At 70.0% G+C, this 20,050-nt stretch carries 17 protein-coding genes; 13 read left to right on the forward strand and 4 right to left on the reverse strand.

What is annotated here, in order from left to right; genetic code table 11:
* The coding region (locus VGT80_RS09110) for a calcium-binding protein (protein WP_327454996.1) at nucleotides 1–3,180 on the forward strand (3,180 nt) is incomplete at its 5' end.
* 50 nt (nucleotides 3,181–3,230) lie between these two features.
* Here the strand turns inward: VGT80_RS09110 and VGT80_RS09115 are convergent.
* Together VGT80_RS09115 and VGT80_RS09120 are read right to left on the reverse strand one after the other, a co-directional pair.
* Nucleotides 3,231–3,611 (reverse strand): hypothetical protein, encoded by a 381-nt coding sequence (locus VGT80_RS09115; protein ID WP_327454998.1) that lies wholly within the window; start codon nucleotides 3,609–3,611, stop codon nucleotides 3,231–3,233.
* A gap of 83 nt (nucleotides 3,612–3,694) precedes the next feature.
* Nucleotides 3,695–4,936 (reverse strand): MFS transporter, encoded by a 1,242-nt coding sequence (locus tag VGT80_RS09120; RefSeq protein WP_327455000.1) that lies wholly within the window; start codon nucleotides 4,934–4,936, stop codon nucleotides 3,695–3,697.
* 228 nt (nucleotides 4,937–5,164) lie between these two features.
* Between VGT80_RS09120 and VGT80_RS09125 the strand changes: the two genes are divergently transcribed.
* The 3 genes from VGT80_RS09125 to VGT80_RS09135 are packed head-to-tail and all read left to right on the forward strand — an operon-like array spanning nucleotide 5,165 to nucleotide 8,856.
* On the forward strand, nucleotides 5,165–5,518 hold the full coding sequence (locus VGT80_RS09125) for a YciI family protein (RefSeq protein ID WP_327455002.1): 354 nt from the start codon (nucleotides 5,165–5,167) through the stop codon (nucleotides 5,516–5,518).
* Between the two features lie 19 nt (nucleotides 5,519–5,537).
* Complete coding sequence (locus VGT80_RS09130; protein WP_327455004.1) at nucleotides 5,538–7,550, forward strand: hypothetical protein; 2,013 nt, start codon at nucleotides 5,538–5,540, stop codon at nucleotides 7,548–7,550.
* A gap of 49 nt (nucleotides 7,551–7,599) precedes the next feature.
* Complete coding sequence (locus VGT80_RS09135; protein ID WP_327455006.1) at nucleotides 7,600–8,856, forward strand: MFS transporter; 1,257 nt, start codon at nucleotides 7,600–7,602, stop codon at nucleotides 8,854–8,856.
* Here VGT80_RS09135 and VGT80_RS09140 read toward each other — a convergent pair.
* Complete coding sequence (locus tag VGT80_RS09140; RefSeq protein WP_327455008.1) at nucleotides 8,837–10,078, reverse strand: LLM class flavin-dependent oxidoreductase; 1,242 nt, start codon at nucleotides 10,076–10,078, stop codon at nucleotides 8,837–8,839. The genes VGT80_RS09135 and VGT80_RS09140 overlap by 20 nt on opposite strands.
* Nucleotides 10,079–10,301: 223 nt before the next feature.
* Entirely contained in the window at nucleotides 10,302–10,892 is a 591-nt protein-coding gene (locus VGT80_RS09145; protein WP_327455010.1) for a malonic semialdehyde reductase, read from the reverse strand.
* Nucleotides 10,893–10,964: 72 nt separating this feature from the next.
* Between VGT80_RS09145 and rutB the strand changes: the two genes are divergently transcribed.
* From rutB to metH, 9 genes are all read left to right on the forward strand, one after another.
* On the forward strand, nucleotides 10,965–11,666 hold the full coding sequence (rutB, locus tag VGT80_RS09150) for a pyrimidine utilization protein B (RefSeq protein WP_327455012.1): 702 nt from the start codon (nucleotides 10,965–10,967) through the stop codon (nucleotides 11,664–11,666).
* 14 nt (nucleotides 11,667–11,680) lie between these two features.
* The gene (gene rutC / locus VGT80_RS09155; protein ID WP_327455014.1) at nucleotides 11,681–12,070 is read left to right on the forward strand and encodes a pyrimidine utilization protein C; all 390 of its coding nucleotides are present in this window, start codon (nucleotides 11,681–11,683) and stop codon (nucleotides 12,068–12,070) included.
* A gap of 17 nt (nucleotides 12,071–12,087) precedes the next feature.
* A complete protein-coding gene (gene rutA, locus VGT80_RS09160) occupies nucleotides 12,088–13,167 on the forward strand; it encodes a pyrimidine utilization protein A (RefSeq protein WP_327455016.1) in 1,080 nt (359 codons plus the stop codon).
* Nucleotides 13,168–13,173: 6 nt separating this feature from the next.
* Entirely contained in the window at nucleotides 13,174–14,115 is a 942-nt protein-coding gene (locus tag VGT80_RS09165) for a 2-hydroxyacid dehydrogenase (RefSeq protein ID WP_327455018.1), read from the forward strand.
* Between the two features lie 15 nt (nucleotides 14,116–14,130).
* Complete coding sequence (locus VGT80_RS09170; protein ID WP_327455020.1) at nucleotides 14,131–14,508, forward strand: VOC family protein; 378 nt, start codon at nucleotides 14,131–14,133, stop codon at nucleotides 14,506–14,508.
* 32 nt (nucleotides 14,509–14,540) lie between these two features.
* On the forward strand, nucleotides 14,541–15,512 hold the full coding sequence (locus VGT80_RS09175) for a metalloregulator ArsR/SmtB family transcription factor (RefSeq protein WP_327455022.1): 972 nt from the start codon (nucleotides 14,541–14,543) through the stop codon (nucleotides 15,510–15,512).
* Nucleotides 15,509–16,444, forward strand: coding sequence for a methylenetetrahydrofolate reductase [NAD(P)H] (gene metF, locus VGT80_RS09180; protein ID WP_327455024.1), 936 nt, complete (start codon nucleotides 15,509–15,511; stop codon nucleotides 16,442–16,444). Before VGT80_RS09175 ends, metF begins: the two co-directional genes overlap by 4 nt.
* Complete coding sequence (locus VGT80_RS09185) at nucleotides 16,441–17,505, forward strand: homocysteine S-methyltransferase family protein (protein WP_327455026.1); 1,065 nt, start codon at nucleotides 16,441–16,443, stop codon at nucleotides 17,503–17,505. The genes metF and VGT80_RS09185 overlap by 4 nt, the downstream gene beginning before the upstream one ends.
* Before the next feature lie 239 nt (nucleotides 17,506–17,744).
* The coding region (gene metH, locus VGT80_RS09190; protein WP_327455028.1) for a methionine synthase at nucleotides 17,745–20,050 on the forward strand (2,306 nt) is incomplete at its 3' end.

Below are 20,050 nucleotides of genomic sequence, written 5' to 3' on the forward strand. Positions count from 1 at the left end.
GACGAGATCCATGGCGGCGCCGGCGACGACCAGCTCAGCGGCCTCCAGGGCAACGACCTGCTGTTCGGCGAGGACGGAAACGACAATCTCATCGGGGGCCCGGGCGACGACACCCTGGACGGCGGCGCCGGCAATGACGCGCTGAGCGACACCAGCCAGGATTCCAACCGGCTGCTCGGCGGCGCGGGCAATGACTTCCTGACCATCACCTCCGGGTTGAAGGCCGGGCAGGCCTACCTGGATGGCGGTGACGGCGACGATGCCCTGAACGTAACCGGCGGCTTCGCATCTGACCTGCCCATACCGGTCCCTGTGCCCGTGACCCTCACGGCGTTCGGCGGTGCGGGCAATGACACCATTGTCACCAACGGCGACGTCCTGGGCTCGATCGACGCGGGCGACGGCGACGATCGCGTCAGCCTGGCGGGGACCGGACCGATCACCGTGACTCTGGGTGCGGGTCGCGACGTGCTGGCGTTCGCCAACCTCGGTGAGCGGCCGGGTACGGTCACCCTCACCGACTTCAATCCAGCTGAAGACAGCTTGCAGGGGGACATCACCGGTTTCCTGAGCAACTGGGCGGGGGAAAACCCCTTTTCCGACGGCCATCTCGCCCTGGCGCAGAACGGCGCCGATACGGTCCTGCGGATCGACTGGGACGGCGGCGGCGACGGCTACGTCGACCTGATCCGCTTCCAGAACCTGACGCTGGCTCAGATGCAGGGCGTCAGCTTCTTCGGATATTCCTCCGGCGGCGGACCGGCGGCGGGAGAAACCCTGACGGGCGGCGCCGGCGCCGATGCGCTCACCGGCGGGTTGGGTCCCGATAGCATCGCCGGCGCGGGCGGCAACGACATCCTGTTCGGCGGAGCGGGCGACGACACCATCGACGGCGGCGCCGGAGACGACGTGATTGGCGGCAACACCGGACGCAACCTGCTGCACGGCGGACCGGGCAACGACGTTGTCGACGGACACGCGGGGGATCAGCTTTTCGGGGACGACGGCGCCGACACCCTGCAGGCCGGCCTCACCTTCGGCGTGCCCGGCTCGGCGACCCTCGATGGCGGCGCCGGGAACGACGAGCTGGACATCTTCCTGGGCGGCGCCGGCTGGTCGGCGATCGCCAACGGCGACGATGGCGACGACCATTTCCTGGTGAGCGGGGCGGGCGCGGCGACCCTCAACGGCGGCGCCGGCAACGACAGCTTCATGGTCAGCGGATCGGACGGGGCCACCCTCATCCTCGGCTCCGGCGTCGATACCGTCAGCTTCGATCCTCAGGAGAGGACGCCGAGCCGGGTCGTGATCGCGGATTTCCAGCCTGGCGCCGGCGGCGACCGCTTCGACCTCGCCAACTACGTCACTGTGTTTGGCGCGGGTTGGGATCATTCGAGCAATCCCTTCGCCGTCGGCGTCCTGCGGGTCTCGCCCTCCGGAGCCGACGCGATCCTGCAGATCAACACCGCCTCCGGCTGGCGCGATCTCGCCGTCATCGAGAACGTCGCCCCCTCCCAGCTCACGGCCGACAATTTCGCCGGCTGGGCGCCCAGCGGGGCGACACCGCCGGGCGTCAATCTCATCGCTGGCGCGGCGTCGGCCACACTGCAGGGCGGTCTAGGACCCGACACGCTACAGGGCGGCGCGGGCGACGACTCGCTTTCCGGCGGCGCGGGCGACGACCAGCTGGCGGGTGGCGCGGGCAATGACACGCTCGATGGCGGCACGGGCTCGAACAGCCTCGATGGGGGCGATGGAGACGATTCCCTGGCCGGTGGCGCGGGGCCGAACACGCTGCACGGCGGCGCCGGGGATGACGCCGTCGTCGTTTTCGGGGCCGTGGGCGGACAGATCTTCGGCGACGCCGGCAACGATTTCCTGAACATCTTGAACAGCGCCCCGACGAGCGGCCTGCTGATCGACGGCGGCGACGGCAACGACGACATCATCTTCGATGGCGGCGGGGGGACCGCCACCGTGCTCGGCGGGACGGGGAACGACTTCATCACCCTGGGCGGGGAGTTCGTGCAGGGGCAGGGCGCCACGACCGTGGACGCCGGGGGCGGTGACGACATCGTGGTCGTGGGCGGCAGCGGCGCCTTGCAGATCACGCTGGGCTCCGGCGCGGACACCCTCGAACTCGGTCAGTTGCTGCTGGCGCCGGGACCCGTGCCGACCTCGGCCGTGGTGCTCGACTTCAATCCAACCGAGGACCGGTTGGACCTCTCCGCGCCCTTCAACATCCGGCTGGGCCAGAGCGGCCCGGACGCCGTGATCCAGGCGAACGCGGGCCTGCAGGGCGTCTGGGAGACGGTGGTGACCCTGAAGGGCGTCGTAGCGAGCGCGCTGACGCCGCAGAACTTTGTCGGCCCGTTCGGCGCGGTCGGCGCCACGCCGGTGTGGCAGGTCGGCAGCGATGGCGGAGACACCTTGACCGCCGCCGGCGGGTCTCCGCACCTCGATGGCGGCGGAGGTGATGACTCGCTCATCGGCTCGGGGCTGAATGACACGATCCAGGGCGGCGCCGGCTCGGACAGCCTGATCGGCAACGACGGAAACGACTCCCTCGACGGCGGACCGGGCAACGACAGTGTTTCCGGCGGCGCCGGCGCCGACACGATCTCGGACGCATCCGGCTCCAACTACCTGCGCGGCGACGACGGCAACGATTCCATCGTCGGCGGCTCCGGCTTCGACGACATCAACGGCAACAAGGGCGACGACACCATCGCCGGGGGCTCCGGCGGCGATGACTGGCTGGTGGGCGGCCAGGGCAACGACTCGATCAGCGCGTTCAACGGTGCGAACATCCTCTACGGCAATCTCGGCAACGACACGCTGCAGGGTGGCTTCGGGTCCGAGATCATTCGCGGTGGGCAGGGTGACGATTCCATATCCGCCGGCGCCGGCAACGACTGGATCTCCGGCGACCGCGGCAACGACACCCTGGTCGGCGGCGCAGGCGCGGACATCTTCCACACCTTCTCCGGCGCGGGCATCGACCGCGTGCTCGACTTCCACATCTCGGAGGGAGATCGCGTGCAGGTGGATCTCGGCACGACCTGGACCGTCGTCCAAGTGGGCGCCGACACGGTCATCGACATGGGCAATGGCGACCAGATGATCCTGGTAGGCGTGCAGATGACGACCCTGCCGCCGGGCTGGATTTTCGTGGTCTGAGTTCGAGGATCGGAAGCGGGCTCCTCCGGCCGGGAGGAGCCCTTCGTCCGTTATTTGGGCGCGGTCGGCGGGGCCCCGGTCGTCGACGGATTGACCGAGGTGTCGCTGGGCGGCGTCGGGGACACCGGCGGCGTGGTCGCGTCGCTGCCGGCGGTCGTGGACGGCGTGGTCGTACCGGCCGTGGTGGAGGCGTTGGCGCTCGCGCCCGTGGCCGCGCCGTTGGCGCCGGACCACCAGTCGTTGGAGGCGCGCTTGCTGGGCGAGGCCTTCAGGTAGCCGTTCAACGCGGCATAGGGAATCGGCTGCGACGGACCCGCGGCCGCCGCGGCCATGCCGCGATGCTTCTTGTGGTGTTTGGCCTTCGCGTCGGCGGCCGTGGCGCTCAGCGCCAGGGCGGCCGCGCCGGCGGCCAGCAGGATCATCTTCATCATGCATCTCCCTCGAGATCTCGCGCCTCGCACGGGCGCTCATCGCTTAACGATCAAGCGAGGCCGTGTGTTTCCGCGCCGACGCCCTAGGCCGCGGAAATCTTTCGCTGGGCGCGGAGCGGCGTGAAGGCCGCGATCGCCGGGCCGATCGCCAGGCCGGCCGCGGCGATGAACAGGGCGGCGCGGACGCCCAGGGCCTGGCCCAGCAAGCCGCCGCCCAGCGCGCCCGCCACCGCCGCCGCGCCGGCGACCGCCTGGAAGGCCGCGCCGGTCCGCCCCAGCAGGTTCGGCGCCAGCAGCCCCTGGCGAAGGCTGACCGCGAGGATGAGGGTGGCGGTCCCGACCGCGTCGCCGAGGATCTGGGAGACGATCAGCACGCTCATGCCCGGAACCGCGCCGGCCGGGGCGAGGGGGATCAGCATGGCCGCGGCGGCCGAGGCGAGCGCCGTGCCGATGATGGCCGGCCCGATCCCAAACCGCTTGGCCAGGGGCTGGGCGATCAGCGAGCCCAGCAGCGCCCCGCCGCCGCCGAACGCGATGGTGATCCCCAGGAGCGCGGGGGTGAGGCCAACGACCCGCAGAGCGAAGACGATGTAGAGCGCCGAAAAGACGCCGCCGAACACGCCGCTGATCGCCGCCGACAGCAGCAGTGGGCGCACCGCCGGCTGCTCCCAGGCCGCCGCGACGCCGGTGCGCACGCCGTCGAACCATCGGCGGACCCTGGGTTCGCGGCTGGGCGGCGCCTCGACGGCCTGGATCCGGGCGAGGAAGGCGGCCGACACCAGATAGGTGGCGGCGTTCACCGCCACGGCGAACGGCGCGGTCAGCCACTGGAACAGCAGGCCGGCCAGCGCCGGTCCGCCCATCTCGGCGATCGACTCGGTGGTCCCGAGCTTGGCGTTGGCCTCGGTGACATGCTCGCGGCCCACGAGGCTCGGCAGATAGGCGTGGTCGGCGATGTCGAAGAGGGTGCTGGCCGCCGCGACCAAGGCGGCGGCGATGAACACCTCGGCCAGGTCGAGGACGCCGGTCCAGGCGGCGATCGGAACGCCGATCAGCACGATCGCGCGGCCAAGATCGCTGGCGATCAGGATCCCACGCCGCCGATGCCGGTCGACGAAGGCGCCGGCGCTTAGGCCCACGGCCAGCGCCGTGACTCCGCGGACGGCGGCCAGCAGGCCAAGCTGGGCGGGCGAGGCGGCGAGCATCATCACCACCATCATCGGCAGGCCCTCGCGGGTGATGCGGGCGCCGAAGTCGGAAACGGCCTGGGCCGCCCACAAGCGACGGAAGTCGCCCTGGCGCCAGAGCGGAAGAGGGGCAGTCATGTGGGAAGGATCCGGGACACGGCGGACGGCGCCCGTCGCAGGCGCGCGGGCTGGACTCGGGTGAGCGAGATTTTCTTCGGCCGCCGCCGCTCACCGACGCTGCTTAGACGCCGAACGATGTTCCATCGTCAAGCTTGCCGAAAAAATGTCGGCTGTCCGCAAGGGCCTGCGTCATCCTGTGGACCGGGGGCGCTCAGCTGGCCGGACCCAAGGACGGAGACGATCGAGATGCAATACCTTCTGATGCTGCACGCCGAGGAAAGCCAGTGGGCCAGGTTTCCGGCCGACGAGCAGGCCCGGCACATGGCCGCCTACGGCGCCTTCACCCAGGCGCTGGCCGACGAAGGCCGGCTGGTGGCGAGCGGCCGGTTGGCGCTGAGCGACACGGCCCAGACGGTGCGCACCAAGGGCGGCAAGGCCGTGGTCATGGATGGTCCCTTCGCCGAGACCAAGGAACAGGTGGCCGGCTTCTACCTGATCGAGGCCGAGGATGCGCAGGCGGCGGCGGCCTGGGCGGCGCGCTGTCCGGCGTCCGGCCACGGCGTGGTCGAGGTGCGCCCGCTGTGGACCACGGCCGCCTGAGCCGGCTATCTCGGGGGCGATGGCGCGCGAGAGCATCCCCGACACGGCCGAAGCGGCGCTGGCCCGCGCCCGGGAGCTCTATCACGCCGGTCGCTTCGCCGACGGCGCGCGGTTCACGGAGCAGGCGGTCGCCGCCCACGCCGAGGCGCCGGACCTCTGGAACATCCATGGGGTGATGCTGCGCCAACTCGGGCGCGGCCATGAGGCGCTGGGCGCGCTCGACCGCGCGCTGTCGCTGAAGCCGGACCACCCCGGCGCCCGCGTCAACCGGGCCGGGGTGGTGCTGGACCTGGCCCGCGCGATCAACGAGGGCGAGGGGCCGCACGCCGCCCTTGCCATCCTCGACGAGGGCCTGGGCGTCGATCCGCAGAACCTCGGGCTCGCGGAAGCCAAGGCGCTGATGCTGCGCGCCGCGGGGCCGCGCGCCCGCGCCGAGGCCTTCCTGCAGGATTTCGTCGCGCGGCGGCCCGACGTCGCCTGGGCCCAGCTCTATCTCGGCGACATCCTGGCGGAGCGCGATCCGGCCCTGGGCGAGGCGCACCTTCGCCGCGCCGCCGAGCTCGACCCCGGCTCCGCGGCGACCCTCGTCCCCTTGATCCAGAACCTGGCCCGCGCCACCGGCCCCGACGAAGGCCGCAAGCTCGACGAGGCGCACAGGCTCTGCGCGGCCGTGCTGGCCGGCGGGGCGCTGACGCCCAACCAGACCAAGGTCGTGCGCGACGTCTTCAGCCGGGTGTGCGACTTCGCCGCCATCGAACGGCTGGGCGACTTCAGCACCCTCGGACGCGCCTGGGCGGACGCCGGGCTGCACACCGCGCTGCTGCGCCAGCTCAGCCGGGTGGGCAGCCATGCGGACCGCCTGGAGCTCCTCGAGCAGCACCGGATCTGCGGCCGGGTGCTTTCAGCCGAGGCTGAGCGCCGGCCGATCCGCAAGGCCCCGCCGCGCCCGCCGGCCCAGACGATCCGGCTCGGGTTCCTGTCGTCGGACCTGCGCCGCCATCCCGTCGGCTATTTCGTCGAGCCGCTGTTCGAACACCTCGACCCCGAGCGCATCCGGCTGTTCTGCTACGGCTTCGACAACCGCGGCCCCGACCCGTTGCAGGCGGTCTTCGCCAGCCGCGCCACGGCGTTCCGCCAGATGCCCGAGGCCTCCGCCCACGAGGCCGCCCAGGCGATCGCCGACGACGACCTCGACGTGCTGATCGAGCTCGGCGGCTCGACCGCGCTCAACAAGCTGGAGGTCATGGCCTATGGCGCCGCGCCCAGGCAGGCGAGCTGGCTGGGCTATCCGCACTCCGCGGGCCTGGCCGCCATCGACGGCCTGATCTGCGATCCGTTCAATGTCCCGCCCGACCGCAGCCTGCTGGCGGAGACGCCGCTGATCCTGCCGAAAACCTGGATCGCACTGGGCCCCTCGACCTTCTCCGACGCCCACGCCATCGAGGCGCGACTGCCCGAAGAACGCCACGGCGGCCTGACCTTCGGCACGGCCAACAACCCCTACAAATATACCCCGCAGGCGCTGGCGACCTGGGCCTCGATCGTGGCCTCGACGCCCGGCTCGCGCTTCATGTTCCTGCGCCCGGAAGGAGCCTCGGCTGGATTCCGGGCCCATATCCTCGCGGCCTTCGCGGCTGAGGGCGTCGGCGCCGAGCGCGTGGTCTTCCAGGCAGTGCGCGGCGGCCACATGCCGCTCTACAACGAGATCGACATCACCCTCGACACCTTCCCGCTCACCGGCGGCACCACGACCGTCGAGGCGCTGTGGATGGGCGCGCCGGTCATCAGCCTGCGCGGAGAGGCCTTCTACGAACGGCTGTCCTGGTCGATCCTGGCCAACCTCGACCTGCCAGATCTCGTGGCCGAGGACCTGGCGGGCTACCGCGCCGCGGCGCTGGCGCTCGCGGCCGATCGGGATCGCCGCGCCGACCTGCGGGCCACCCTGCGACAGGCCATCCGATCGAGCCCGCTTGGCGACACCCAAGGCTTCGCCCGCGACTTCTACGCGCTCATCGAAAACACCGTTCGCTAGCCGCCGGCAAAGATGTTTGACTGCCCGCCAGTTGGGGCAGGGGCCGAACATGACCGCCATCGCTGCGGAGAAGCCGCGGGTCGGCCTGGGGGCGGCTGTCGTACCGCTGATGGCGCTGGCCGTGTTCATCAACTACGTGGACCGCGGCAACCTCGCCACAGCCGGTCCGCTGATCAAGGACGAGCTCGGTCTCTCGGCCTCGCGGCTGGGCCTGATCATCTCGGCCTTCTTCTGGAGCTATACGCCCTGCCAGCTGCTGGCCGGCTGGCTGGCGGAGAAGATCAATCCCTACCGCACGCTGGCGGCGGGCCTGGCGCTGTGGTCGCTGGCCACCGCGGCGACGGGCCTGGTCTCGGGCTTCGCGGCCCTGATCGCCTTGCGCATCGTCCTGGGACTGGGCGAAAGCGCGGCCTTCCCCTGCTCGTCGAAGCTGATCGCCGAGCACCTGCCGCATCACAAGATGGGCGCCGCCAACGGGCTGATCATCATCGGCACGGCGCTCGGCCCGGCGTTCGGCACCTTCGTCGGCGGCATGCTGATGGCCCAGATGGGCTGGCGTCCCGTGTTCCTGATCTTCGGCCTCGGGTCGCTGCTGTGGCTGATCCCGTGGCTGGCGGTGTCGCGCGCCGCCCCGGCCGCCCACAAGATCGCCAGCGCCGGCGCCGCGCCCTCGCTGGCCGCCATCGTCAAACGCCGCGAGGCCTGGGCGTCCGGCCTCGGCCACTTCGCCAACAACTACGCCTTCTATTTCGTGATCACCTGGCTGCCGGTCTATCTGGTCAAGGCCCGCGGCTTCACCATGAGCGAGATGGCGGTGCTGGGCGGCGAGATCTACCTGGTCTATGCCGCGGCCTCCCTGGTGCTCGGCTGGGCGTCCGATCGCCTGGTGGACGCCGGCCGCTCCGTCAACCTGGTCCGCAAGGGGTGGATGGCGACGGGCCTGATCATTGTCGCGGTCGCGCTCGCCGTCTGCGCCTTCGGCGATGCGAGCCTTGCCAACGCCAGCCTGTTCGCCGCCGCGGTCGGCTTCGGCTTCTCGGGGCCTGCGATCTACTGCATCGGCCAGACCCTGGCCGGACCGCGCGCCGGCGGGGCCTGGATGGGCTTTCAGAACATGATCGGCAACGCCGCCGGCATCGTCGCTCCGCTGGTCACCGGGGTGCTGGTGGACAGGACCGGCAGCTTCGGCGCGCCCTTCGCGGTGGCGGCTGCGGTGGCGCTGAGCGGCGTCGTCTCCTGGTGCCTGCTGATCCCCAAGGTCGCGCCGCTGGACTGGACGCGGGCGGCTAGCGCGCCGGCGCGTTGATCTCGGCGCGCGGGCGCGACGCCGGGACCACCGGGATTTCGTGGTCCGGCAGCGGTTCGAGCCAGGGCTTGCGGGCCATGGCGGCGGCGATGAACGGGGCGAGCTCGGCGGCCTTCTTCGCCTCGCGCGCGGCCGCCTCGGCCTTGAACTCGCCCATCACCTCGGCGGCGAACAGCTCCAGGCTCTCGCAGATGTGCTGGTGCTGGTTGCGCCCGGCCTGCTGCAGGAAGATCACCTGGTCGACGCCGGCCGCCTGGAAGGCGCGGATGTGCTCGCGGATGTCGTCGGGCGTGCCGATGCCATTGGCGTTGCGCAGGCTCATCTTCCGCGCCGCGATGATCTCCTCGTCGCTCTTGGCGCGCGACTTCTGGAAGTCCTCGAACAGGCTGGAGCGGCCGGGGATCGCGTCGTGGGCCACCAGGGCGTTCACCGCATAGCCGAAGAACTCGAAGCCTTCCTGGCCCCGCCGGATCGCCTCGTCGCGGTCGCGGTGCACCGAGAAGTTCGAGACCATGGCCAAGTTGGCGTTCACGCTGTGGCCCAGCGGCACGCACGCGTCCGACCGGATGATGCCGTAGTAGATCTCGGCCCAGGTCGCCGCCTCGTCCGGATCGACGAAGGAGAAGGCCAGCGCCCCCAGCCCATTGGCGGCGGCCACCTTGATGGTGTCGCGGTTGGTGCAGGCCATCCACATGGGCGGATGCGGCTTCTGCACGGGCTTGGGCACGATGTTGCGGCAGGGGAAGGAGAAGCCCTGGCCCTCGTAGCCGGGGTAGGGGCTCATGGCCATCATGTTGGCGATCTCGCGCCCGGCCTCCAGCGCCAGGGCGCGCTTTTCCTTGGCGGGGATCTTGAAGCCGCCGAGCTCCAGCCGCGTCGCGCCCTCCCCGATGCCGAACTCCAGCCGGCCATGGGAGATGATGTCGAGCGTGCCCAGCCCCTCGGCCGTCCGCGCCGGATGGTTGTAGTGCGGGATCACCTGGCGGATGCCGTGGCCGAGGCGGATGTTCTTCGTCAGCGCCGCGCAGGCCGCCAGGAACACCTCGGGGGCGGAGGAGTGGGAATATTCCTCCAGGAAGTGGTGCTCCACTTCCCAGGCGTAGTCATACCCAAGCCGGTCGGCGAGCACGACCTGCTCCAGCGCATGGTGGAACAGCCGCGCCTCGTCGCCCTCGTTCCAGGGCTTCGGCAGCTGGTGCTCGTAGAAGATGCCGAACCGCATGGCCTGATCCTCCCGCCAGCGTCATGGCGCGCCGGTTGCAGGCGCAACTGTCGCGCCCTCGCCCCTCCCTGTCATCCCGGTTTCGCGTAGCGGGCTATCCGGGACCCATATCGCCAGATAACTCAGGACAGGGTGCGGCCGCGCAGAGAGCCGTCTCAGCGATCAGGCGACATGGGTCCCGGATAGCCCGCTGCGCGGCTTCCGGGGATGACAGGGCGGCGAGCTAGAGCACCTCGCAGGCGTCCTCGAACGCCAGCCTCGGCAGCCGCTCGAACATCGCCTCGTCCGTGCCGTAGCCGATGTTGCAGAGGAAGTTCGAACGCCAGGTCGTGCCGGCGAAGAACTCGGCGTCCACGCCCGCCCGGTCGAAGCCCGACATCGGCCCGCAGTCGAGGCCCAGCGTCCGCGCCGCCAGGATCAGATAGGCGCCCTGCAGGCTGCCATTGCGGAACGCCGTCTCCTCGGCGACCGCCGGGTCGGCGAACCAGGCGGCCGAGCCCGGATTGTGCGGGAACAGCTCGGGGATCTTGTCGGCGAACTTCAGGTCGTAGGCGACGATCGCCTGCACGGCCGCGCCGATCGCCTTGCCGCGGTTGGCGCGCGACATCAGGGGCGCGAGCCGCGCCTTGGCTTGCGGCGTCGTCAGGAACACGAACCGCGCCGGGCAGACGTTGCCCGAGGTCGGGCCCCACTTCAGGAGGTCGTAGAGCTCGCGCAGCAGGGCGTCCGACACCGGCTTGTCCGAGAAGGCGTTGCGGGTGCGCGCCATGCGGAACAGCTGGTCCTGCGCGGCGCGCGCCAGAGGTTCGGTCATCGCGGGAGGTCTCCGGCGCTTGGCATCGTCCACGGCTATGCCATGGTGGGCGTCCACCAAACAGGGGTCCCGATGAGCTCTGCCGACACCATCGTCCTGCCGGCCCGGCCCGAGCCCCTCACCGTCGATCCCGCCACGACCGCCGTCGTGGTCATCGACATGCAGAACGCCTATGCCTCGCCGGGCGGCTACCTGGACCTGGCGGGCTTCGACATCTCCGGCGCCGCGGCCGTGATCCGCAACATCAAGGGGGTGCTCGAGACGGCGCGGTCGGCGGGCATTCCCGTGATCTTCTTCCAGAACGGCTGGGACGCCGACTACGTGGAGGCCGGCGGGCCCGGCTCGCCCAACTTCCACAAGTCCAATGCGCTGAAGACCATGCGCGAGCGCCCCGAACTGGCCGGCAAGCTGCTGGCGAGAGGCGGCTGGGACTACGAGCTGGTCGACGAACTGCAGCCGCAGGCCGGCGACATCGTGCTCTCCAAGAGCCGCTACTCCGGCTTCTTCAACTCGCAGCTCGACAGCGTGCTCAGGACACGCGGCGTGCGGACGCTCGTGTTCGTCGGCATCGCCACCAACGTCTGCGTGGAATCGACGCTCAGGGACGGCTTTTTCCTGGAATATTTCGGTGTGGTGTTGGCCGACGCCACCCACCAGGCTGGGCCGGAATTCGTGCAAGCCGCCTCGCTCTACAACATCGAGACGTTCTTCGGCTGGGTCTCCAGCGTCGCCGACTTCAAGGGCGCGTTCGGCCAGATTCCACCGAAGGCCTAGCCAAGGACCCTCACATGCCCAAGACCGTTATCACCCCGCCGGGGACCGTGGCGCCGATCGCGCCCTATTCGCCGGGGACCCTGGCCGACGGCGTGGTCTATGTGTCCGGCACGCTGGCCTTCACCCCCGACCTGCAGGTGGCCCACGTCGGCGACGCCGAGGCCCAGACGCGGCAGGTTCTGGAAACCATCAAGGGGGTCGTCGAGACCGCCGGCGGGACGATGGACGACGTCACCTTCAACATGATTTTCGTGAAGGACTGGGCCGACTACGCCGCCATCAACAAGGTCTATGCGGAGTATTTCCCCGGAGAGAAGCCGGCCCGCTACTGCATCCAGTGCGGTCTCGTGCGGCCGGATTTCCTGGTGGAGATCGCCAGCATCGCCCACGTGGGCAAGCGCTGAGCGGATAGGGGGCAAACATGCAGGTCGGCGTCTTCATTCCCATCGGGAACAACGGCTGGCTGATCTCAGAGACGTCGCCGCAGTACATGCCGACGTTCGAGCTCAACAAGGAGATCGTCCAGAAGGCCGAGGGCTACGGCCTCGATTTCGCGCTCTCGATGATCAAGCTGCGCGGCTTCGGCGGCAAGACCCAGTTCTGGGAGCACAACCTCGAGAGCTTCACCCTGATGGCCGGCTTGGCCGCGGTCACCAGCAGGATCAAGATCTACGCCACCGCCGCGACGCTGACCCTGCCGCCGGCCATCGTGGCCCGCATGGCCTCGACCATAGATTCGATTGCTCCGGGGCGCTTCGGCATCAACCTGATCACCGGCTGGCAGAAGGCGGAATACGACCAGATGGGCCTGTGGCCCGGCGAGCAGCACTATTCCGACCGCTACAACTACCTCGCCGAGTACGCCACCGTGCTGAAGGAGCTGCTGGCCACGGGCGTCTCCAACTTCAAGGGCAAGTATCTCCAGATGGAGGACTGCCGGGTGAGCCCGCACCCGCGGGAGACCAAGATCATCTGCGCCGGCTCCTCCGACGAGGGCCTGGCCTTCACGGCGCAATTCGCCGACTACGCCTTCGCGCTCGGCAAGGGCACCAACACGCCCACCGCCTTCGCGCCGGTCAACGCGCGCCTGAAGGCCGCCGCCGCCAAGACCGGCCGCGACGTGGCGAGCTACATCCTGTTCATGATCATCGCCGACGAGACCGACGAGAAGGCCATGGCCAAGTGGCAGCTCTACCGCGACGGCGCCGACCAGGAGGCGCTGAGCTGGCTCTCCAACCAGGCGGCGCCCAACGCCAAGGCCAGCCCGACCACCAACACCACCCAGCTGGCCGACGCGACCTCGGCGGTGAACCTCAACATGGGCACCCTGGTGGGCTCCTACGAGAGCGTGGCGCGCATGCTGGACGAGATCGCCGCGGTCCCGGATACGGCCGGCGTGCTGCTGACCTTCGACGATTTCCGCAAGGGCATCGACGACTTCGGCCAGCGCATCCAGCCCCTGATGACGTGTCGCCAGCCGGCCGCCGTTCCGGCGGAGTAGGCGGACATGACCGGACCCCCGCCCCTGGTGCTGATCTCCCACCCGATGCTTGGACCCATGCAGGCGCCTCTGGAGGCCCAGGGCCTGAAGGTGGCCAAGGGGTGGGAGCTCGCCGAGGCCGACAAGGGTCGCGTGCAGGCGATCGTCCACGCCGGGGAGATCGCCCTGACGCCGGAGTTCCTGGGCTCCCTGCCCAAGCTTGGGCTGATCGCCAATGTCTCGGTGGGCTACGACGGCGTCGACGTGGCGTGGTGCCGGGCGCGGGGGATCGAGGTGACCCATGCCAAGGGGCTGAACGCCGACGACGTGGCCGATCATGCGCTCGGCCTGCTGATCGGCGCCTGGCGCAACATCGCCGCCGGCGACCGGATCGTGCGGCAGGGGACCGGCTGGCGCGACGCCGACCGCATGAAGCCGCAGCCGAGCCTCAAGGGCCGCAAGGTGGGGATCGTGGGCCTGGGCGCGATCGGCGAGGCGGTGGCGCGCCGCGTCGAGGCCATGGGCATGAGCGTCGCCTGGTGGGGGCCGAACGCGAAGCCCGCCGCCGGCTGGCCGCGCGCGGCGAGCCTGCTGGAGCTGGCCCGCGACAGCGACATCCTGGTGGTCGCCGCCCGCGCGGAAGCTTCCAACCGCGGCCTGATCTCGGCTGAGGTGATCGAGGCGGTCGGGCCGCAGGGCATGATCGTCAATGTGGCGCGCGGCTCCCTGATCGACGAGGACGCCCTGGTCGCGGCCCTGAAGGCGGGGCGGCTGGGCCGCGCGGGCCTCGACGTGTTCGCGCAGGAGCCGACGCCGGCGGCGCGCTGGGCCGAGGTTCCGAACACGGTGCTGACGCCCCACACGGCGGGCGGCACCACCGACTCCATTCCCCGCATGGTGGCCCAGGCGGTGGAGAATGTGCGACTGTTCCTTGGGGGCGAGCCGGTGATGAGCCCGGCGACGGCCTGAAACGGGGGGGCCACCATGGCCAAGGTGCTCGGGATCGGCGGGGTGTTTTTCAAGGCTGAAGACCCCAAGGCGGTCGGCGATTGGTACCGGCGGGTGCTGGGGTTCGAGATCGCCGACTGGGGCGGCTCGATCCTGCCGTCGGCCGATGGCGGCTTCCAGGTCTGGAGCCCGTTCGCGGCCGATACGAAGTACTTTGCGCCCTCAGCCCTGCCGTTCATGATCAACCTGCGCGTCGACGACCTCGACGGGGTGCTGGAGCGCGTCAAGCGCGAAGGCGTCGAGCCGCTCGGTTCGGAGGACCAGGGCGGCATGGGCCGGTTCGCCTGGATCGTCGATCCGGCGGGGGTGAAGGTCGAGCTTTGGGAGCCGGCCGCGGACGCCCCCGCCTCTTGACTTAAAGACATAAAGATATCTTTATATGCCGCATGAAGCTCAAGGCGAGCCAGGCGGTTGAGGTGCTGCGCGCGGCCGGCGAGCCGACGCGGCTGCGCATCCTGGCGCTGCTGGCCCGCGAGGAGCTGGCGGTGCTCGAGCTCTGCGGCGTGCTCGACCAGAGCCAGCCCCGGGTCTCGCGCCACCTGAAGCTGCTGGCCGAGGCGGGCCTTGTCGAGCGCTTTCCGGACGGCGCCTGGGTCTTCTACCGGCTCACCGGCGCGGGGCAGGCCGGCGGCCTGATCCGCGAGGTGCTGGACCGCATGGATCCCGACGACCCGGCCCTGATCCGCGACGCCGAACGGCTGTCGGCCGTCTTCGCCGAGCGCGCGTCGGTGGCTTCCGACTATTTCGCCCGCAACGCCGCCCGCTGGGACGAGATCCGCTCGCTCTACATCGCCGAGGGCGACGTCGAAGACGCGATCCTGCGGGCCGCGGGGCCCGGGCCCTATCGGCGGCTCGTCGACCTCGGCTCGGGCACCGGGCGTATGCTGACCCTGCTCGGTCCGCGCGCCGAGGCCGCGCTCGGCCTCGACCTCTCCCAGCAGATGCTCAACATCGCCCGCAACCACGTCTGGCAGGCGGGCCTGAAAGTCTGCGAGCTGCGCCACGGCGACATCTTCGGCACCCGGTTGCCGGACGGCGACGCCGACCTCGTGGTCGTTCACCAGGTGCTGCACTACCTCACCGACCCCGCCGCCGCCGTGAAGGAGGCCGTCCGCATCACCGCGCCCGGCGGCAAGCTGATCATCGTCGACTTCGCCCCGCACAAGCTGGAGTTCCTGCGCGAGCAGCACCAGCACCGCCGGCTGGGGTTCTCCGACGCGGAGATCCGCCGCTGGCTGGGCGAAGGCGCCTTCGCCGACCTCAAGGTCGAGACCCTGCCGCCGGCCCGCGACGCCGGACTGACGGTCAAGATCTGGACAGCGGAGCGCGCCGCCGCTCAGCAGAGGAGCGCCGCGTGACACCTTCGGACACCGCCCTCGGACCTGTCGCGCGCGCCGGCGTCGGCGGGACGCCCAGGCCCAACGTTTCCTTCGAGTTCTCGCCGCCCAAGACGCCGGAGGCGGAGGCCGCCCTGTGGGAGGCGATCGGCCGCCTCGCGCCGCTCAATCCCTCGTTCGTCTCGGTCACCTATGGCGCCGGCGGATCGACGCGGGACCGCACCCACCGCACGGTGCTCAGGATGGCCGAGGAGACCGACCTGAAGCCCGCCGCGCACCTGACCTGCGTCGAGGCCAGCCGCGAGGACGTCAACGAGGTGATCCGCGACTACTGGCACGCCGGCATCCGCCACATCGTGGCCCTGCGCGGCGATCCGCCGGGGCAGATCGGCGGCGCCTATGCGCCCAGGCCCGACGGCTACAACAACGCCACCGAGCTGACGGCGGCGATCCGCGCGGTGGGCGACTTCGAGGTGAGCGTCGGCCTCTATCCGCACGTCCATCCGGAGAGCCCGGGCATCGAGCACGACATCGACGTGCTGAAGGCCAAGATCGACGCCGGGGCGACGCGGGCGATCACCCAGTTCTTCTTCGACATCGATGGCTTCCTGCGGTTCATGGACCGCGTCCGCAAGGCTGGCGTCAGCATCCCGGTGTCGCCGGGGATCATGCCGGTGACCAACTACAAGGCCCTCAAGAAGATGGCCGGGCCCATTGGCATCCAGCTGCCGCAGTGGCTGGCCAACCTGTTCGAGGGCCTGGAGAACGACCCGGAGACCCGCCGGCTGATCGCCGCCTCCGTGGCCTCGGAGATGTGCGCGCGGCTGGCCGAGGAAGGCTTTGGCGATTTCCATTTCTACACGCTCAACCGGGCGGACCTGACCTACGCCATCTGCCGGGTGCTGGGCGTGCGCGAACCCATGACGAGCGAACCCAAGGAGGCCGCGGCATGACCCGGCAGGAGCGAATTGCAGCGCTGAAAGAGGCCGCGAAGACCCGCGTGCTGATCCTCGACGGCTCGTGGGGCGTGATGATCCAGAAGCGCGGCCTGGCCGAGGCCGACTACCGCGGCGACCGCTTTGCGGACCACGCCGTCCAGCTGAAGGGCGACAACGACATCCTGTGCCTGACCCGGCCCGACATCATCGCCGAGCTGCACGACGCCTACTATGCGGCCGGCGCCGATATCAGCGAGACCAACACCTTCTCCGCCACCTCGATCGGCCAGGGCGAGTACGCGGCTCAAGGCTCGGTGCGCGACATCAACTTCGAGGGCGCGCGCATCGCCCGCCAGGTCGCCGACCGCTGGACCGCCAAGGAGCCCGAAAAGCCGCGCTTCGTGGCGGGGTCCATCGGGCCGCTGCCGGTGATGCTGTCGATGAGCTCCGACGTGAACGATCCCGGCGCCCGCAAGGTCACCTTCGACCAGGTCTATCAGGCCTATCTGGAGCAGGCCCGCGCCCTGCACGAGGGCGGCGTCGACCTGTTCCTGATCGAGACCATCACCGACACGCTCAACTGCAAGGCCGCGATCAAGGCCATCATGGACCTGGGCGACGAGGGCTATGAGCCGCTGCCGATCTGGATCTCCGGCACCATCACCGACCGCTCGGGCCGCACGCTCTCGGGCCAGACGGTGGAGGCCTTCTGGAACTCGGTGAAGCACGCCAAGCCGTTCGCTGTCGGCCTCAACTGCGCCCTGGGCGCCGAGCTGATGCGGCCGCACATCGCCGAGCTGTCGCGCATCGCCGACACCCTGGTCGCGGCCTTCCCGAACGCCGGCCTGCCCAACGCCATGGGCGAGTACGACGAGACGCCGGACCAGACCGGCCACATGCTGCACGACTGGGCCAAGGACGGCATCGTCAACATCCTGGGCGGCTGCTGCGGCACGACGCCGGACCACATCAAGCACGTGGCCGACGAGGTGCGTGGGATGACGCCGCGGGCCGTGCCGGAGCGGGCGGTGGCGCTGCGCCTGGCCGGGCTGGAGCCGTTCGAGCTGGCGTCCTGACGGCACACCCTCCGCGGTCATCCCGGTTTCGCGACGCGAAGACCGGGACCCCCAACGTCGATGCTTCGAGAGATGGCGAAGCGGCGCCGACTGCTCTATTTCCCCCACGATCCGGCGCTGGGGGTCCCGGTCCTGGCCTGCCGGCCAAACCGGGATGACACGTAGTTTTTTGCGAATGGATCCCGGCTCGGCCTGCGCGGCTTCGCCGCTCCGTTGGCCGGGATGACAGGTTTGATTGAATGCGACCAGTTTTCGTCAATATCGGTGAGCGGACCAACGTCACGGGGTCGGCGAAATTCCGCAAGCTGATCGCCGAGGGCGACTATCCGGCGGCGCTCAGCGTCGCGCGCCAGCAGGTGGAGGCCGGCGCCCAGGTGCTCGACGTCAACATGGACGAGGGCCTGCTCGACAGCGTGGCCGCCATGAAGACCTTCCTCAACCTGATGGCCGCCGAGCCGGACATCGCCCGCGTGCCGGTGATGATCGATTCATCGAAGTGGGAGGTGATCGAGGCCGGGCTGAAGTGCGTGCAGGGCAAGGCGATCGTCAATTCGATCTCCATGAAGGAGGGCGAGGCGAAGTTCGTCGAGCAGGCGAAGAAGTGCCTGCGCTATGGCGCGGCCGTGGTGGTCATGGCCTTCGATGAGCAGGGCCAGGCCGACACCGCCGACCGCAAGGTCGAGATCTGCCGCCGCGCCTACAAGATCCTCACTGAGGAGATCGGCTTCCCGCCCGAGGACATCATCTTCGATCCCAACATCTTCGCCATCGCCACGGGGATCGAGGAGCACGACAACTACGCGGTCGACTTCATCGAGGCCACCAAGCGCATCAAGGCCGAGCTGCCCTACGCCCGCGTCTCGGGCGGGGTCTCCAACGTCAGCTTCTCGTTCCGCGGCAACGAGCCGGTGCGCCGCGCCATCCACTCGGTCTTCCTCTACCACGCGATCGCGGCGGGCATGGACATGGGCATCGTCAACGCCGGCGAGCTGCCGGTCTATGACCAGGTGCCGGACGAGCTGCGCGAGGCGGTCGAGGACGTGGTGCTGAACCGCAAGTCCGCCTCGGGCCTCTCAGGCACCGAGCGGCTCTTGGAGCTGGCGCCCAAGTACAAGGGCGGCAAGAGCGAAGCCAAGGGGCCCGACCTTGCGTGGCGCGAGCAGCCGGTGGAGGCCCGCCTGACCCACGCCCTGGTCAATGGGGTCACCGAATTCATCGAGGCCGACACCGAGGAGGCGCGCGCCAAGGCCGCCCGCCCGCTGCACGTCATCGAAGGCCCGCTGATGGACGGCATGAACGTGGTCGGCGACCTGTTCGGGGCGGGCAAGATGTTCCTGCCCCAGGTGGTCAAGTCCGCCCGCGTCATGAAGCAGGCCGTGGCCTACCTGATGCCCTTCATGGAGGCCGAGAAGCTGGCCGGCGGCGCCGACCAGCGCCAGGCGGCCGGGAAGATCCTGATGGCCACCGTCAAGGGCGACGTCCACGACATCGGCAAGAACATCGTGGGCGTGGTCCTGGCCTGCAACAACTACGAGGTCATCGACCTCGGCGTCATGGTCCCGGCCGACCGCATCCTCGACGAGGCGGTGGCCCACGGCGTCGACATGGTCGGCCTCTCGGGCCTGATCACGCCCTCGCTCGACGAGATGGCCTTCGTGGCCGGCGAGATGCAGCGCCGCGGCTTCACCATGCCGCTCCTGATCGGCGGCGCCACCACGTCGAAGACCCACACCGCGGTGAAGATCGCGCCGCAGTACAAGGCCGGCCCCACCGTCTACACCCTCGACGCCAGCCGGGCCGTGGGCACCGTCTCCAACCTGCTGTCGCCCACCGAGCGGCCCCGCTTCGAGGCCGAGGTCGCCGCCGACTACGTCAAGGTGCGCGAGCAGTTCGCCCGCGGCCAGACCAATCGCGCGCGCCGCAGCCTCGCCGAGGCGCGCGACAACGCCTTCACGCCGGACTGGACGGTCTACGATCCGCCCAAGCCCACGTTCCTGGGCACGCGGACCTTCGCCCCCTACGACCTGAACGAGCTCGCCCGCCACATCGACTGGACGCCGTTCTTCGCCAGCTGGGAGCTGGTCGGCCGCTATCCCGCGATCCTCACCGACGATGTGGTCGGCAAGGCGGCCACGGACCTGTTCGCCGACGCCCAGGCGATGCTGGCGAAGATGATCCAGGAGGGCCTCGTCGAGGCCCGCGGCGTCATCGGCTTCTGGCCGGCCAACGCCGACGGCGACGACATCGTGCTCTATGCCGACGAGGCGCGCGATCGCGAGATCGGCCGCCTGCACACGCTTCGCCAGCAGATGCTGAAGGACGGGCCCAACACCGCCCTGGCGGACTTCGTGGCGCCGGTCGGCACGCGGCCCGACTACGTGGGCGGCTTCGCGGTCACCGCCGGCCATGGGGAGCTGGAGCTTGCCGAGCAGTTCCGCCAGGCCGGCGACGACTATTCGGCCATCCTCTCCACCGCCATCGCCGACCGCCTGGCCGAAGCCTTCGCCGAGGCCCTGCACCGCCGCGTGCGCACCGAGCTGTGGGG

The organism is Phenylobacterium sp., assembly GCF_035944335.1.
Taxonomy (GTDB): Bacteria; Pseudomonadota; Alphaproteobacteria; order Caulobacterales; family Caulobacteraceae; genus Phenylobacterium.